We start from the raw sequence: 15,585 nt of genomic DNA on the forward strand, positions 1-15,585 counted from the left end.
GGGAGGCCGAGAGATGGCGCCGCCCTAACAGGTGTGTTTTTTTGCTATGGATTTCAAATGCTCAGCCGCATCACAGCTCCTTATCAGAAATGAAGTTCTCATCCACACGGGCATCTGATACGGCAGCCTGCTTCTCTTTACCTTTCTTTCGCTTCTTCTGGTTATATAGCCAGATGGCATATTCCAGAGGTCTAATAATCGCATTGCGATAAACCTCTTTCTCTCCAGCCTGTGCAAATACTTCCCTAGCTGGCTTCGGATTTACCTCCAGCAGCCAGATCCCGCCTTTTCGATCAATTGCCAAATCGAGAGCAAGCTCACAAAGTCTGCCGTAATTTTGCTCTAAGTAAGCGGCAATGCCGACCCCCAGCTTCTCTGTCTCTTCCTTAACCTGCGCGACCTTCGCATCATCGCGAAGCCATTCCTTGAGCAAGCTGCTCATCGTAGCAGCATTGCCGCCGCCGTGTAAATTAGAGGTAATGCTGCCGGATGCCCCGATTCGTCCAGCGCAACCGGTAACTTCCCAATTGCCTTCTCCGTTTTTTTGAACAAGCATCCGATAATCGTGCACACGTCCGCTAGCAAGCTTTATTTGAATGCCCTGCTGGGCGATGTAGCGATTGCCTTTCAAATTCCAAGGAGCCAAATAGCTGTTTAAACCTGCAGTGGAAATATATTGCGGTCGTATAATTTTTCTTGATTGATCCCGGCCTTGGATGTGAAGCTGACCATCCTTGCGCCGTTCGATTCGCAAAATTCCTCTGCCGCCGGTTCCATTAATCGGTTTGAGATAAACAAGCTGATGTTTTCGGATCATATCGGTAATATCTTGATTATCGGTGACATACTTCGTGGCAGGCAGATAGCTTTTATATCGAGAATCTTTCGAGAGGATGCGATGGATGGTCCATTTGTTGCGAAGCGGGCGATTAAGGAACGTAAGATGTCCATAGCGTTCACGAAACTTTTTGAGCTGGTCAAAGCGGTAGGTACGTTGGATTCGGCATCGATCATAAATCATATTTGGAAACGAGGTCCACCTTCGTGACCATGTTTGTGTGTCAAGATTGTAGAACTGCGCGTGAATTTTGTTGTTAAYATAATTGACGTCCATTGGCGTAAACACGAAGACGCTTAGTCCCAGCTTTCGTCCAGCGGAAGTCATTTTCTGATAGATGGAACGTTCCTCCAGATGTCCGGCTTCATTGAGATATAGAGTCAGGATGCCTAGGACGGGCTGTTTCATTCGTGGTTCCCCTTTCAAAGCGAAGCGTCGGTTTGCCTGTTGGCCCTCTATGCATGGAAACGGCTGTCATGCCTAAACGAAAACATAAAGCCATGCTTGCCGTATTGTCCGTTGCCACATTGCAAGTGAGTTTCCCTAAACGTTGAATCATGGCTTGAACGAGTGAACTGCCAATCCCGAGGCTTCGAGCTTCGGGATGGACGACGACCATGCACGCAGCCTCGCCGCCGTCCTCTGCAAAACCGAAGCCGACGACGCGGTTTCCTTGCTTAACGACTGCAGCAACCGCGCCGCATGGACGGCTCACTCCATCTTGTAGTAATGAAGGATCAAGCTTTCGGAGCGCATGAATAGTCGAAACTGCAAGCCGCTTATCTCCGAAGCGAATGGCAAAGCCAATGAGTCTTTTTTGTTCCGCTAACCATGCTTCCGGTGTAAGCAGCTCTAGATCCACGTTATGCGCCTCCTGCTTTTTCTAATTTTGTTCTAGCTAAATAAGCTCCATAATGAAATACGCGCTCTAACGATTTTTGACGAATATGAGGCTCGTCGAATTTCATAGGCTTAGAATTAGCTTCGAAAAACCACATGTTCCCTACGCTGTCGACGCCTAAATCCAACGACATTTCGCCGAGCTGCTGGCCTGAGGCGCGTTCAATCTGCTTAGCGATAAGAACGGCCGCATTTTTTGCTTTTATAAGCAGTTTACGCGCCTGCTCTTCATTAAATGAATTAATGAGCAGCTTCTCTGGGTCTTCAATCATACCGCCGCGAGGAACATGGGTCGTAATGCTGGATGCGCCTGCAATTCGGGCACCTATTCCAGTAATATCCCATTGCCCTCGTTGGTTTTTTTGAACAAGCGCGCGAAGGTCAAATCTTCGGTCCTGGAAGGAGGCGAGCTTGATGCCTTGTTGAGCGATATAGGCCTCATTGCCGCTTTGTTTCTGAATACGACTCCAAAGCTTATGAAGGGTGGAGCAATTGTAAGTCGTACTCTTTTTGTTTTCTTGAATTCTTAGCCGATAAGGAAGCTGCTTCTCAGCGTGAACCTTGATCGTCATTATGCCTTTTCCAGCTTTTCCGCTTTCTGGCTTTAAATAAAGATAGGAATGTTTTCGCATCATGCGTTCCAGGCTCGTAACCGAAACGAGTTTTCGTGTTAATGGGATATAAGGTTTGGTCAGTTTTGATAAACGAAGCCATTCGAATAAATCCCATTTGTTGAAAAAAGCCGGATTAAACAGCGTGACTCGCGGATGCTTGCGGCAGGCGTTGATCTTTTGCCTTACAGCCGGTTGGATCTCATCTTCGCGCAGCGGAATTCGGTTGTAAATCACGTCGGGAAAGGGCAGCAATCTTTGCTGCCAGCTGTCCTCAGCTTCATTGAAGACATATCCCTTTAAGCTGCTTCTGGTCAGAAGCAGGTTTTTTACGGTGAGGACATAAACGATGAAACCCATCGATTGACCCGTTCTAATCAAATCGACAAAATTGCTTCGATTGCCGCGAAAGAGCTGAACATCATCATCGATCGTCAAAATCGCCAATACGGTTCGGCCGGCACGCTGCTCTCTAACGTCTGCATCATCGGGAAGTAAGCTATCCATCAGCTGGTACCTCCCTCATCTTTGAAGCGGCTGAGATACAAGCAATGCTCTAAGATGTAAGATAGCGAAGCGCGGCCCTCAGAGCGAAGCGCCGGATGCTTGAAGATTGATCGTCCAGGCTTGGCGTTCGCTTCGAACATCCATACTTCTCCATCCTTATCAATGCCGAGATCCAGTCCCAACTCACCAAGTCTATGAGGGTAGTTGCGTTCGATCGCTTCTGATAGTTTAATCGCAGCCAGCTTTGCTTTCTCAAGAACGGCATCTGCTTGCGTGCCGAATGTTTTGCCAAGCGCTTGCTCAGGCGTCATGAGCGAGCCGCCGTTTTTCACATGCGTAGTTACACTTCCCCGGCCTGCTTTTTTGGCTCCGATTCCAGCAGGAACCCACTCGTTGCTGCCGTTCTTATGCATGTGAAAGCGAAAATCGAGCGGGCAGCTGTCGATCTCAACTAAGCGAATGCCTTGCTGAACGACATAATGATTCAAGCTGCTGCCATGCTTCGCCTGAAGCATCCGCATTAAGCTGCTGAATTGCGTGAATCGAAGCAGCACATTTTGGCTGCCCTTGCGATAGCGGGCGAAATACCCGCGCTTCGGGTGATAGGTCAATCGGTAGATTCCTACTCCAAGGCTGCCTGCCGTAGGTTTGTAATATAGAAATTGATGTTTCTCCAGCATTTCCTTAATTTTTTCGGAAGATGGACCAGAGACCGATTCAGGCAAATGAGTCAGCGCTTCAGGATCATTATCAAGCAGCTTGTAGACATCGGCCTTGTTGAAGAAGCTCCAATTAAAAAATGGGATTTTGCGGCGCACGAAGCGTTCGCGCAGTGAATTAATGGATGCAGATGTCTCCGCTTTGCGGCTCGGAAGACGATTGTACACGACGTCCGGGAGCGGAACGATTTTGCGGTACCAGCCGCCCTGCGGGTTAAGGAAATAGCCATTGACCGTTTCTTGCTGCCAGTTGATGTCGCTTGGTGTAAAGCCGAAAAGGTAAGCTTTATGTTCACCTGTTTTAATGACTTGCTTGATAAATCCGGTACGCGGACCAAAAGGATTGCTCTCAGAGCGTGTCGAATTGTCGCTCAGTATGCCGACCAGCGGTCCGAGCTGAACCTCATTATCGCCTGAATTAAGCACGTAAACGTTGCCTGACTTCGGCACTTTAATCGATTGACGGATGGCAGTTGATAAATACAGATGATTGCCCGGCCGCTTCAATGGCTTGATTTCAGCTACGATTACCTCTTTGCCCAGCTTGAGGTGAACCGATTTTTTGCCTGAGAGCTTGAGATGTTTGAGCAGTGGGCTGGATAAATAGACAATTTTATTCGATTGCTGTGAGAAATGTACGTTACAAGTTGTCAAACTCATCGATGAACCTCCTGAACGTTGAAAGGCCGTAATTGGTTGTCAGAACTTGAATGATGACGACGGCCATTTGCGAATTCATTGGCTACAAAGGACGGTGATAGTCGCCTAGACAGCATTCGTGCATATAGAAGCGGTCTTTCAATGGAAAGCCGCTCGGCCTCATGATCGCTTATGATTCCAAAGGAAGAGCGGCCAGGCTTCGAGTTCGCTTCGAGCAGCCATATTCGGCCGCTCTGATCAATGCCATAATCTAAACCGAGCTCGGCAAATCTGCCGAATTTGCTTTCCAGTCGTTCTGCCGTTTGCTTGCTTATTGTATGGATCATCTCTAGCAAACGTTCGGATTTTGACTCGCCAAATTTGGCTGACAGCAGCTTTGCCGCCGGGACGGCGCCGCCCCCGCCATGAAGATTGGATGTTAAGGAGTCCGCTTGCCCTGTGCGCACAGCGGCTCCAGAGATCGACCATCTGCTCTTCTCATCCTTTTGAATGAGCACTCGTAAATCAAATGGTTTGTTGTCATTGCCGCTAAGCTCCAGATAGGGCTGAATCAAATAGGAGGTTCCACTTATGAAACGATGAATCCATCGCTCAAAAGCTAAATCCTCCTTAAAGGAGACCGAGAAGGGATGGTTTCTTCGGTTTCGACCTTTTATGAGCAGTGATTGCTCAAACGGGCAGCGCTTCACAAGGATGATGCCTCTGCCCTGCATCCCTGAGGAAGGCTTAAGAATGATGCCTCCTCGGAAACGATCGGCGAGCTCAAGAAGCTGCTGTGTCGTTTGCATGGGAAGAGTAAGCGGCAAATGCCTGCTCAGCATATGGTCTTCTTTGAGTGCTTCATACACATCGAGCTTCCCAGGAAGTTTTCCGTTTAGAAGCTGGTAAGGCTTAACTTGAGCAAGGGAACTGAGCATGCGGCGGCAGTTTATTCGCTGATTGGCTTCAGTAAAGAAACAGCGGTCATAGATGATGTCAGGAAATGGGACGGTCTGTTTAGAAAAATGCTCGTTCTCCAATCGATAGCCTACGAGAGACTCCGTATGCTGCTGAAAGTCTTCTGCTGTAAATAGATAGACGTCCATGCCAAGCTGCTCGCCGGCAATGCTGAGCGCACGATAGAAGGAAGGCTCTGGCATTACCGGAATAGATGCATGCTCTGAGGCATTATCGTTGATTGAGGCCACGAGAATGGCAAGTTTGACCTTTCGATTCTGCATAGAAGCCTCCGTTAAAAGCCCGCTAAAAAACGGGAGTATTGAATCATCATGCGGACGGATGGACGAATTTTATTGTCATTTAGCGGTGTGTTATCATTTTTTGACGGTTTGGAATTGACTTCCAGCAGCCATACGCGGCCTGCCGTATCCATTGCAAGATCGATGCCGAGCTCACCGAAATGTGCTGGTATTTGCGCATCAACGCCGCGCGCGATATTTAGCGCTGCCTGTTGGAGCCGCTTCGCTGCTTCCTGCCTGCTAACCCCTGCCTGCAGATTTGATTTTGCAACAGCTTCTCCAACCGTGCTGAGCGTGCCGCCGCGCGCTAAGTTTGAGACAAAATGATGAGTTCCGGCTGTACGGGCTACAATGGATGTGATCGTCCATTTACCGCTCGAATTTTTTTGGACGAGTGCGCGGAAGTCGACTGGCCGCTTCTGGATTTCAATGAGCTGCAATCCCTGTTGAATTTGGTATCTCACGGTTTTCATCTTCGCGGAAATCGTCGAGAAGAGCTTAACCAAGCTCGTAAACTGCTGTCTTCGAGTACCAGCCGAAGTCGCATACATCACTTGATAATTGCTCGAATCAAGATGAGTGATCCGAATGATTCCTTTTCCTAAGCTGCCGCGAACAGGTTTGAGAAAAACGCTGCTGTACCGAGAGCACATTGATTTCAGCATCGTATAGTTGCGCAGCAGATGCGACTCAGGCAAATAGCGAACCAAGCTTTCATCTTTCTTAAGCGCATCGAAAACCTCGGTTTTATCCAAAAACTTTTCATTGAAAACGGTAGTCTGATGGTGCTGTTTTACTTCTTTCATGAAATGTTGTACGCTGGGTCTGTTCTCCAATTTTCGTGAGGTAAGACGGTTATTAACGACGTCAGGAACGGGCATCGAGAGCTTCCGCCAGCCGTCGGAATAGATCCAGCCATCAATGTTGTCGATACTTGTGCCGATCTGATTAGGTGTGAAAAAATAAACGTACGCGCCTTGCGCTGTACAGGCTTCAACAAGCTCCCTGCAAAACATAGTAATGGAACCAAAGGGTTTATCCGGCATATGCGGATAATCTCGGCTAATGAGAACGCCGATTAAAGGCCCAAAAACGAGTGTGGCAGTGCTGGCTTTGTATTGCAGTCGGATCGATGTGCCATTTGTTAATCCCATCTGTCTGGCTAAACTTTGACTGATCCTCATTCCGTCGTACTTTGCGACAGGAATAACCTTGACATGCTGCCGAAAAGCACCAAACTTTACGAGAATGTGCTGGCCTTGAGGGATTTTCCACTGCTTTACTTGTGCTTCGCCAAGCATGAGCGTATCCTCCGGAAGCATACCGGAGCTGATCACCTGTACGGCTACTTTCGATTTGAGCATCATAAATCTCCTTCCAAGCAGGAGGATGACGATAAGAGGTTAGCGGCCTATAGGTGTTTTACACGAATTACTTCAGCATATGAGGACATCTATTCCTTTGTGAATCAGAAACGGTTCTGAAGCTTGTGTTGTTTTAGCATGCTTTTCCATCAAGGATTTGGTTCATGTATAGAATAAGGGGTATGATTGGACGTATTGAATACCAAATGAGAGCGATAAGAATGGGAGAGAGACGAATGAACATTTATGACAAAGCTTATGAATTAGCGAAGGCGCTTAAGGAAAGCGAAGAGGCATTGCTATTAAAGGCTGCGAAGCTGGAAGCAGAAGCTGATGCAGATGCAAAGGAAATGCTGGATGATTTTCGCGAGCGGCAAAACTTTTTACAGCAAAAAATGATGGCTGGTGAAGAGCCTTCTGCCGAAGATATGGAGAAGATGAGCAAGCTCTATGAAGTGATTACGCTTAATCCGTTGATAGGCAAATTGATGGATGCGGAGCGCCGGTTTGCCGTCGTGTTTGAGGATGTTAACCGCATTATGTCCGATGTGCTGAAGTCCATTGTAGACTAATAGGAGACATATACCCTGTCCCTCCTTCATAGAATGATTATGCGGACAAGAATATAAGCCGCTTATGACCGTATGAAGGAGTTGAAGGGAATGTTAGCTGGAAAAGGCCGTCATGTATTGTATTTGCTTATTGCGCTGGCGATGCTTGTATATGCGATTCCGCGTCTCGAGCTGAATGCGCCTTGGAGCTTGATGAGTGTATTCGGATTAGTATGGATTTTGTTCTCTTTAATCATCATAACGTCACATGTCAATGCGCTGGTTATGAATGATGAGAGACGGAAGGAGCTCGCGCGCATTAAGCGAGCGAAGGCGCTGTTATGGGAACAGAAGCTTGTTCAGAAGGCGACAACTGCCCGCAGAGCCCGAGGTTAGCATACAACAAAAAAAAGATCCGTCGGTATTATACCGTCGGATCTTTTTCTTGTTAATAAGCATATTTGACGAAACCTTCTTATTGGATTTCTTTAAATTGAACAAGCTGCTTAACGAATTTATATACCGCTTCCTGCTCCTTTAAGCTTAAGCCGTTCATTTGGTGGGCAACCTTCGTGGCATATCCTTCATCGTCAGTATCATCTGCAGCATCGGGGTTTGGAACAACGTTCACGATTCTCTCGAGCGGCGTTTGAAGGGCAAACGCGATTTTGCTTAGCACATCAATCGTTGGATTTTTTTCTCCCCGCTCAACCTGTCCCATATAGGAAGCATTTATATCAGCGCGAAGAGCAAGCTGTTCTTGACTAAGCCCTCTTTTTTTGCGCAGCAGTCGAATGTTCTCTCCTACAAGTCCTGCAATCCCACTCATTGATTCACCTCAGCCTAACGATAAAACTTTACTAGTCTATCAACAAMATTCTATAGAGCATATTAAAAAGAGTGACTATAGTCATTGACTAATAGATGGTCTCTTTACTATAATTGTGTAAAAAAGTATCATTCTAATAATATCATTGCCTTTAAAGGATCAATTTACCATTTTAAATAAAAGTGGTAGGATATATAAGGGCAAAATCAGTGGACACGAGGAGGATGCAAAGTGGTTGACGAATTCGAATTTTTCAGAAAAGTTCGCGCATATTATAACAATGTTCCATTCCTTGTTCAGTTCACATACCGCTTGTCTCACCGTGTCGATAAGGCTTTGGCTGCACGTGGCTCATTCAGCTGTCGTGTTAACCCGCATACCCAAATCGTTGAATATGTGCTTGACTTAAAATCTGATCCTATTTCTCGGCCGCACAGCGAGCAAAGCTCTTTTTTGTTCTCTAGCATATACGATGAAATTCCATCACAAGTGATAGAAATGAATCAATTCCTTATCCAATCACTGCGATATCCGATTCCGATTGAATATGATTGGCAAGCGTTTATCATGTCAGGCGCTGAAGATGCCATCAACGTTCAAACGGTACAGCAGCTGTTCAAGAAATGGCGGTTTAAAGGCTTGGAGGGCCAGCTGATCGATGGCAGGCTGCGTACGAATCAAGTTCTGCTTCAATGGCAGCTCTAGATTAGGCCCGAATTGAGGGTGAGCATGACTTGTTCCTCGCTTTCTCCTATAATAGGGAGAAACAAAGGCAAGTGGACGGAGGATATAAGGTGGCTTCAATCGGACCAGGCAACGAGACTAACACGAAGCATGAACAAATATTGATTTATATACAAAGCTTGAAGATTGGAACGAAAATATCCGTACGCGCGATTGCCAAGGAATTAGGCGTCAGCGAAGGAACGGCTTATAAAGCTTTTAAAGAAGCGGAAAGCTCTGGCCTTGTCAGCACGAAGGAACGTATCGGAACGGTGCGAATTGATCGGAAACGGCGTGAAGCGCTGGACCAGCTTACATTTGGCGAGGTTGCCGAAATCGTGGAAGGCAAGCTGTTCGGCGGAGCAGCCGGCCTTGATAAAACGCTGCATAAGTTTGTCATTGGTGCAATGGAGCTGGATGCGATGCTGCGCTACATTGACGAGGGCAGCTTGCTAATAGTCGGCAACCGTATCGGGGCGCATCGCTGCGCGCTTGAGGAGGGAGCAGGCGTATTGATTACAGGCGGATTTGAGCCGAGCGCGGAAGTAATCAAGCTTGCTGACGAGCGCGTTCTCCCAATCATCTCATCGCGGCATGATACGTTTACAGTCGCCTCCATGATCAATCGTGCGATGTACGACCGGCTTATTAAGCGGAAGATCATGCTGATCGAAGACATCGTAACCTTCAGCAGACCCGCTGATGTGATGCGAATCGGGCAAACGGTTTTGGACTTCCATAAAATATCGCGGGAAACGGGTTATTCCAGATTTCCAGTAGTCGATGTAAGGGGCAAGGTTGTTGGCATGATGACGGCTAAGGATGCTGTGGGATCGCCTGAGGATAGCGCGGTAGATAAAGTGATGACAAAAAATCCGATTACAGCGGCACCCAATATAACGGTCACTTCGGCTGCTCATACGATGGCTGCGGAAGGTATTGATTTGTTGCCTATCGTTGACAGGCATCGCAAGCTGTTAGGCGTTGTGACGAGGCAAGAAGTGCTTGATGCGATGCGATTTGCTGGAAAGCAGCCGGAATCGGGAGAGACTTTCGAAGACTTAATGTGGACGGGCTTTATGGCTACAACAAATGTTAATGTCATTGGTCAGGACGAGCTGGGCATTGCTTATAAGGGAATCATTACACCGCAAATGTCAGGTGCGCTTGGGATGGTGTCGGAAGGACTTCTCTCTACGCTAATGACGCAAGCGGCTCGCAGAATGATTCGAGAAACGGCGAAGCGTGACTATTTGCTGGAGAGTATGACGACTTTTTTTGTAAGGCCGGTTCAAATTGACAGTGAGGTTACGATCATACCTAAAGCGCTTGAGATGAGTCGGAAGTTTACGAAGCTTGAAATCGAAGTGAAGGACAAACAAGGCTTGGCCGCCAAAGCGATGCTGACGGCCCAAATGATTGATCCGTATTAATTGCACATTTAATTTCTTGTCGAGCTGTACGCGCTGAGATTGCGAAGACCAGCAAATACATTAAATACGCCGATCACAAGGAATATAGCGCCAATTACGATGCGAAGCGTAGATTCTCCGGACAAGAACAACTGAACGAGAGCGATAAAAAGCAGCATGGCTCCCATGCTAATATTCATTCTAGCTGTGAAGAGGCCCCGGGTTCTCGCATCAGTGGAGCGGCGTGATTTAAAGCTGAATACAGCCGAAAGCACGAGTGTAATTAGGATGCCCGGCACAAGCAGCCATTGCATCAGTTGATCCATGGAAAAGCAACTCCTTTTAAGTTACGTATGTACAGCTTCGATCTTGTGAATAGACAGGCTCTATTGTATCACGAATCGCAGCTGTATGCTTAAGAAGGAGGCTTTGCATAATCACGCACCTTGATCCAGACATGCAGCACATTATCAACGACAAGAATAGTCTTAACCTCAATGGTATAGTCCTTGCTGTTCACATCCATATAGACCTTCTTCTCAAGGAGGTTGCGTGCGAATTTTGCGTCAGAGTCAATTTCATAAATGCTTTGCCCAAGGAAGACGCTCAAATCCCCTTTTATCCGCTTAATAATCAACGCCTCGGTAACTTGATCAAGATGGGGCCTTCCCGTATTTTGGCCGGCTTCTTTCTCTACACGGGGCAGGATGCTTTTTATAACGGTATGCTGATTCTTGAATTCATTTAAATGTTTTAAATCCGTTTCGTATTGCTCCAGCTTAACCTCCAGCTCACTCTTCAATGTGATTAAAGCCTCAAATTGCGCCAAATAAAGCGAATTGTACACAATTGCGCCAATGATCATCCCGAGTGTCAATACTCCTACCATTTGCAGTCCTCTCGTGAAACGGCTAAACGGCGGCACGCGCATCGCTTAGGTGGCTCCCTTGCAAATAAGCCGCACTAGCTCTGTGCCTAAATGTGCACCCAGAAAAGCGATAATAATAAAGCAGATTTGCTGGGCTGCCGGCGATAACTGACCATCCATAATGTTGCTTTCAATGACTCGAACGGGATCAATCGACCCCCCGATTGCTGCGACGATCGCCCATATTTTCAGTTTTATGGCTGTATCGAGCATTGTATGGGCTGGCGGCATCAGCATAAACACCGATCCCACTGCTGCAAGCGTAGATCCACCTAAAACAACGCCAAATGCGATAAAGAAATCAAGTCCTGCTTTGGACAAAAAATAGCTCACCCGTATCCCTCCAAAAATATAGTCTTGTAGATTAACACCGCATGCTTGTATGCTCTGCTACCATTCTATGGGCGTGTCCATCGCTATTATGATAAAATAGAATTATCTTATTTTTGGACGAAGCGGAAAGGAACCGATGCGATGAGCGGCCATAATGAACAATCTTTCGTGCATTTGCACGTCCACAGCGAATATAGCCTGCTCGACGGCGCCGCCAGAATTAAAGATTTGACAGCTAAAGCTGCGGACCTCGGCATGAAGGCACTTGCGCTCACCGATCATGGAGTCATGTACGGAGCTATTCCTTTTTACCGGGCATGCCGTGCACAAGGAATAAAACCGATTATTGGGTGCGAGCTATATATGACGACTGGTTCTCGCTTTGAGAAAGGGTCGCGCAAGGAAAATCCAATCTATCATTTGATTGTGCTTGCCAAAAACGAAGCGGGCTATCGAAACTTAATGAAGCTCTCCTCCATAGCACATTTAGAAGGTTTTCACTATAAACCCCGCGTTGATTTGGAGATGCTGCGTGAGTACTCTGAAGGGCTGATTTGTTTAAGCTCTTGTTTGGGGAGCGAGATCTCTCAGCATCTGCTGCATGACCGCTTGGAGCAAGCGCGAAGCAGCGCTTTGCGTTATAAAGATATTTTCGGAGATGACTTTTATTTAGAGCTGCAGGATCATGGTCTTCTGGATCAGAAAAAAGTAGCTGTTGATATGATAAAGCTTGCAGAGGAAACAGGTATTAAGCTGGTCGCTACAAATGATGTGCATTACTTGCAGGCTGAGGACGCTGCTATGCAGGATGTGCTTATTTGCATCGGTACGGGCAAAACGACAGAGGATACTGATCGATTGCGCATGCTGACGGATCAGATGTATCTGAAGAGTGCGGACGAAATGGCGCTGCTGTACAGACATGTGCCTGAAGCGATTGCGAATACAGTTGAGATCGCGGATAAATGTGAGCTTGAACTGACGCTTGGACGCGCTGCGCTTCCTATTTTTAGGCCGGTACCATCGGGTATGAGCTCAGCCGATTACTTAATTACTTTATGCCGCGACGGATTAGTTGCTAGATATGGCGGAAATCCAGAGTGGGTTCAAGATACTGATTATAGACAAAAGGCGGAGCAGCGGCTCGAATATGAGCTGTCTGTCATCGAGAAGATGGGATTCAGCGACTATTTTCTGATCGTTTGGGATTTTATTCGCTTCGCTCATGATTCAGGCATTAGAACGGGACCTGGACGGGGCTCGTCTGCGGGCAGCCTTGTTGCGTATACGCTTCGAATAACGGATGTTGATCCGCTGAAATATAAGCTTTTGTTCGAGCGATTTCTTAATCCTGAGCGAATTTCCATGCCCGATATTGATATTGACTTCAATGATGAACGGCGTGACGAGGTCATTGCTTACGTGGCAGCCAAATACGGCGAAGAGCATGTTGCTCAAATCATTACATTCGGAACGATGGCGGCCAAGGCAGCAGTTCGGGATGTAGGCAGAGCTATGAACGTTCCGTTTCAAGAGGTGGATCGAGCAGCTAAGCTTATTCCAAACCAACTGGGCATTACGATTGAGGAAGCGCTTCGCATGAGCAACGAGCTGCGTGAAGCAAGCGAGCGTCAGCCGAAGACGGCGGCTATGCTGAAGATGGCCTTGAAGGTTGAGGGCATGCCAAGGCATGCCTCCACTCATGCTGCGGGTGTTGTGATTTCACAAGAGCCGCTTACACACTATACGCCTATACAGACAGGAAGCGAGAGAATTCCGCTCACGCAATATTCAATGGAGCATTTAGAAGCTATTGGACTTCTAAAAATGGATTTTCTCGGCTTGCGTACTCTCTCCATTCTAGAGCGTGCACTGCACGCCGTTAAGGAGCAGCACGGCAGAGTGATCGATTTCCACACCATTAGCGATAGTGATCCGGCAACGTATGCCATGCTGAGCCGCGGCGACACGACCGGAATTTTTCAGCTCGAGTCTGCCGGTGTGCGGCGAGTGCTGAAGGAAATGAAGCCAACGGAATTCGAGGATATCGTCTCTGTCCTTGCACTCTACCGTCCCGGCCCGATGGAGTTTATTCCTAAATACATTCAAGGCAAACACGGGCTCGTAACGGTTGAATATCCGCATCCGTCGCTAGAGCCTATTCTCTCTGACACTTACGGCATTATTGTTTATCAAGAGCAGATCATGCAAATTGCCTCCTTGATGGCTGGCTTTTCTCTTGGCGAAGCGGATTTGCTGCGCCGAGCAGTATCCAAGAAGAAGCGTGAGGTGCTCGACGAAGAGCGGGCTCACTTTGTGAAAGGAAGTCTTGCACAAGGGTATTCAGAAACGGATGCCAATCATGTCTACGACATGATTGTTCGATTTGCCGATTATGGGTTCCCTCGGGCGCATGCAGCAGCATATGGAGTACTCGCCTTTCAGACAGCATGGCTTAAAGCTAACTATCCTGTGCCGTTTATGGCATCGATGCTCGCTTCAGTTACAGGAAATCAGCGGAAGACCGCTGAATATGTGGATGAATGCCGGCGAATGGGCATTGCTGTGCTGCCGCCTGACGTTAATGAAAGCAGCGTATCGTTTACACCTGTTGAGAAAGCGGTTCGATTCGGGCTGGCAGCGATTAAAAATGTCGGCACACAAGCCATTGAAGCGATTTTAAAAGAGCGAGAGGATCGGCTCTTCGATAGTCTTCTGGATCTTTGCCAACGTGTAGACCTGCGGGTTGTGAACAAGCGGGTGCTGGAGTCGCTCATTCAGGCGGGAGCTTTTGATTCGTTGCCAGGACATCGTGCTCAGCTACTAGCTGCATTGGAGGAGACGGTAGAGACAGCAATCAAATGGCGCAAAGACCGTGAAGAGCTGCAAATTGAAATGTTTGGTTTAGATGAGGTGCAGAACTGGGATGTCGAGCTGCCCGAAATCCGTCCGTACACGACAGGGCAACAGCTTGATTTTGAAAGGGACCTGCTGGGGCTTTATTTATCCGGCCATCCGCTGGATGCTGCCGAGCAGCAGCTGTCAGCGCTAGGTCTTGATCGGTTGGTTGAGCTGTCTGATGCAAAGGACGGGGCGATTGCTATTGTAGGCATTATGGTCGTATCCATCAAACCTTTCACGAATAAGAAAGGTCTGTCCATGGGTTTCCTCGAGCTTGAAGATCGCATAATGCGTGTGGAAGCTGTCGTATTTCCAACGATCTGGAAGCGAATCGAAAGCAAGCTCAAAAAGGGCGGCTTAGCCATTATACAAGCAACGGTTCAGCAGCAGGATGATGACTATAAGCTCATCGTTGAAGATTGTGTACCGATTGAACATGCGGAGATGGAGCTTGCGGATCACGTAGGACGGCTGCAGAAGCAGGCGAAGGCTCGCGCGGCAAGAACGGGCGGGAGCAGCTATACTTCTCAGGGCAGTACTCAGAAAACGCAAGGCCAAGCTAACCGAACGACGTCACCTAGCAATCGGCCAGCTTTCCAGACTAAGGCTGCTGATAATAGTAGCGTTAAACCCGGCCCTCAGTCCGGAAATAACCGCACGACACCTGCATCCGATGAGCGCAAGCCGCAGCGCGTATATATAAAAATTTTGGCTGAAAATGAACAGCCTGCTGTCCTTGAACAGCTAAAAAGTGTTTTGGCTGGTCATGCCGGACAGCTCGCTACCGTGTTATTTTATGTACAAGGACAAAAATCGATTGCTCTCAGCGATAGTTATCGCGTTAAACCATCTGCTGAGCTTATCTCAGCCGTTGAGCAGCTCTTGGGTGAAGGCTCGATCATCGTAAAATGACAACGACATAAACGAGCTGATGCGAAACCATCTGCAATCTATTTCTCGCTTCGGGTAAATCAGAAATTAAATGCTGATCTTATGCTTGAAAATATGCAATGGCGAGAATAGGTTTGAGCTGAGCAAACCGTGGTTTGAAATTATTTCGATAGTGAGATT

At 47.6% G+C, this 15,585-nt stretch carries 15 protein-coding genes; 5 read left to right on the forward strand and 10 right to left on the reverse strand.

The window, feature by feature from the left end; genetic code table 11:
• Positions 1–70 precede the first annotated feature (70 nt).
• The 6 genes from AC1DM9_RS22850 to AC1DM9_RS22875 are packed head-to-tail and all read right to left on the reverse strand — an operon-like array spanning position 71 to position 6,837.
• Entirely contained in the window at positions 71–1,246 is a 1,176-nt protein-coding gene (locus AC1DM9_RS22850) for a YheC/YheD family endospore coat-associated protein (RefSeq protein ID WP_477582392.1), read from the reverse strand.
• Positions 1,203–1,700 carry a GNAT family N-acetyltransferase gene (locus tag AC1DM9_RS22855; RefSeq protein WP_441875604.1) on the reverse strand — a complete coding sequence of 166 codons (498 nt, stop codon included), beginning with the start codon at positions 1,698–1,700 and terminating at the stop codon, positions 1,203–1,205. Before AC1DM9_RS22855 ends, AC1DM9_RS22850 begins: the two co-directional genes overlap by 44 nt.
• Position 1,701: 1 nt before the next feature.
• Positions 1,702–2,856 (reverse strand): YheC/YheD family endospore coat-associated protein, encoded by a 1,155-nt coding sequence (locus AC1DM9_RS22860; protein ID WP_441875607.1) that lies wholly within the window; start codon positions 2,854–2,856, stop codon positions 1,702–1,704.
• Complete coding sequence (locus AC1DM9_RS22865) at positions 2,856–4,235, reverse strand: YheC/YheD family endospore coat-associated protein (RefSeq protein ID WP_441875610.1); 1,380 nt, start codon at positions 4,233–4,235, stop codon at positions 2,856–2,858. Before AC1DM9_RS22865 ends, AC1DM9_RS22860 begins: the two co-directional genes overlap by 1 nt.
• Positions 4,232–5,455, reverse strand: a complete 1,224-nt coding sequence (locus AC1DM9_RS22870) for a YheC/YheD family endospore coat-associated protein (RefSeq protein ID WP_441875614.1) — start codon at positions 5,453–5,455, stop codon at positions 4,232–4,234. The genes AC1DM9_RS22865 and AC1DM9_RS22870 overlap by 4 nt, the downstream gene beginning before the upstream one ends.
• Before the next feature lie 11 nt (positions 5,456–5,466).
• Positions 5,467–6,837 (reverse strand): YheC/YheD family endospore coat-associated protein, encoded by a 1,371-nt coding sequence (locus tag AC1DM9_RS22875; protein WP_441875617.1) that lies wholly within the window; start codon positions 6,835–6,837, stop codon positions 5,467–5,469.
• A gap of 236 nt (positions 6,838–7,073) precedes the next feature.
• Here AC1DM9_RS22875 and AC1DM9_RS22880 point away from each other — a divergent pair, with 236 nt between their 5' ends.
• Together AC1DM9_RS22880 and AC1DM9_RS22885 are read left to right on the forward strand one after the other, a co-directional pair.
• Positions 7,074–7,409: a YlbF family regulator gene (locus AC1DM9_RS22880; RefSeq protein WP_441875620.1), complete on the forward strand. Its 336-nt coding sequence runs from the start codon at positions 7,074–7,076 to the stop codon at positions 7,407–7,409.
• A 90-nt stretch (positions 7,410–7,499) separates the two neighbouring features.
• Positions 7,500–7,784 (forward strand): hypothetical protein, encoded by a 285-nt coding sequence (locus AC1DM9_RS22885; protein ID WP_339207799.1) that lies wholly within the window; start codon positions 7,500–7,502, stop codon positions 7,782–7,784.
• Between the two features lie 79 nt (positions 7,785–7,863).
• Here the strand turns inward: AC1DM9_RS22885 and AC1DM9_RS22890 are convergent, their stop codons facing one another.
• On the reverse strand, positions 7,864–8,217 hold the full coding sequence (locus tag AC1DM9_RS22890; protein ID WP_441875623.1) for a helix-turn-helix domain-containing protein: 354 nt from the start codon (positions 8,215–8,217) through the stop codon (positions 7,864–7,866).
• Between the two features lie 231 nt (positions 8,218–8,448).
• Here AC1DM9_RS22890 and AC1DM9_RS22895 point away from each other — a divergent pair, with 231 nt between their 5' ends.
• Together AC1DM9_RS22895 and AC1DM9_RS22900 are read left to right on the forward strand one after the other, a co-directional pair.
• A complete protein-coding gene (locus tag AC1DM9_RS22895; RefSeq protein ID WP_076267806.1) occupies positions 8,449–8,922 on the forward strand; it encodes a hypothetical protein in 474 nt (157 codons plus the stop codon).
• Positions 8,923–9,020: 98 nt separating this feature from the next.
• Positions 9,021–10,373, forward strand: a complete 1,353-nt coding sequence (locus AC1DM9_RS22900) for a DRTGG domain-containing protein (protein ID WP_441876186.1) — start codon at positions 9,021–9,023, stop codon at positions 10,371–10,373.
• 8 nt (positions 10,374–10,381) lie between these two features.
• Here AC1DM9_RS22900 and AC1DM9_RS22905 read toward each other — a convergent pair whose 3' ends face one another.
• From AC1DM9_RS22905 to AC1DM9_RS22915, 3 genes are all read right to left on the reverse strand, one after another.
• On the reverse strand, positions 10,382–10,678 hold the full coding sequence (locus AC1DM9_RS22905; RefSeq protein ID WP_076267805.1) for a YtpI family protein: 297 nt from the start codon (positions 10,676–10,678) through the stop codon (positions 10,382–10,384).
• Positions 10,679–10,767: 89 nt separating this feature from the next.
• Positions 10,768–11,241 (reverse strand): sporulation membrane protein YtrI, encoded by a 474-nt coding sequence (locus AC1DM9_RS22910; RefSeq protein ID WP_441875626.1) that lies wholly within the window; start codon positions 11,239–11,241, stop codon positions 10,768–10,770.
• Positions 11,242–11,286: 45 nt separating this feature from the next.
• Positions 11,287–11,613 carry a YtrH family sporulation protein gene (locus AC1DM9_RS22915; protein ID WP_076267803.1) on the reverse strand — a complete coding sequence of 109 codons (327 nt, stop codon included), beginning with the start codon at positions 11,611–11,613 and terminating at the stop codon, positions 11,287–11,289.
• Positions 11,614–11,754: 141 nt separating this feature from the next.
• On the opposite strand from AC1DM9_RS22915, the gene AC1DM9_RS22920 reads away from it, so the two are divergent.
• Positions 11,755–15,426, forward strand: a complete 3,672-nt coding sequence (locus tag AC1DM9_RS22920) for a DNA polymerase III subunit alpha (RefSeq protein WP_477582396.1) — start codon at positions 11,755–11,757, stop codon at positions 15,424–15,426.
• Positions 15,427–15,585 lie beyond the last annotated feature (159 nt).

It is taken from the genome of Paenibacillus sp. 01T431 (assembly GCF_056398625.1).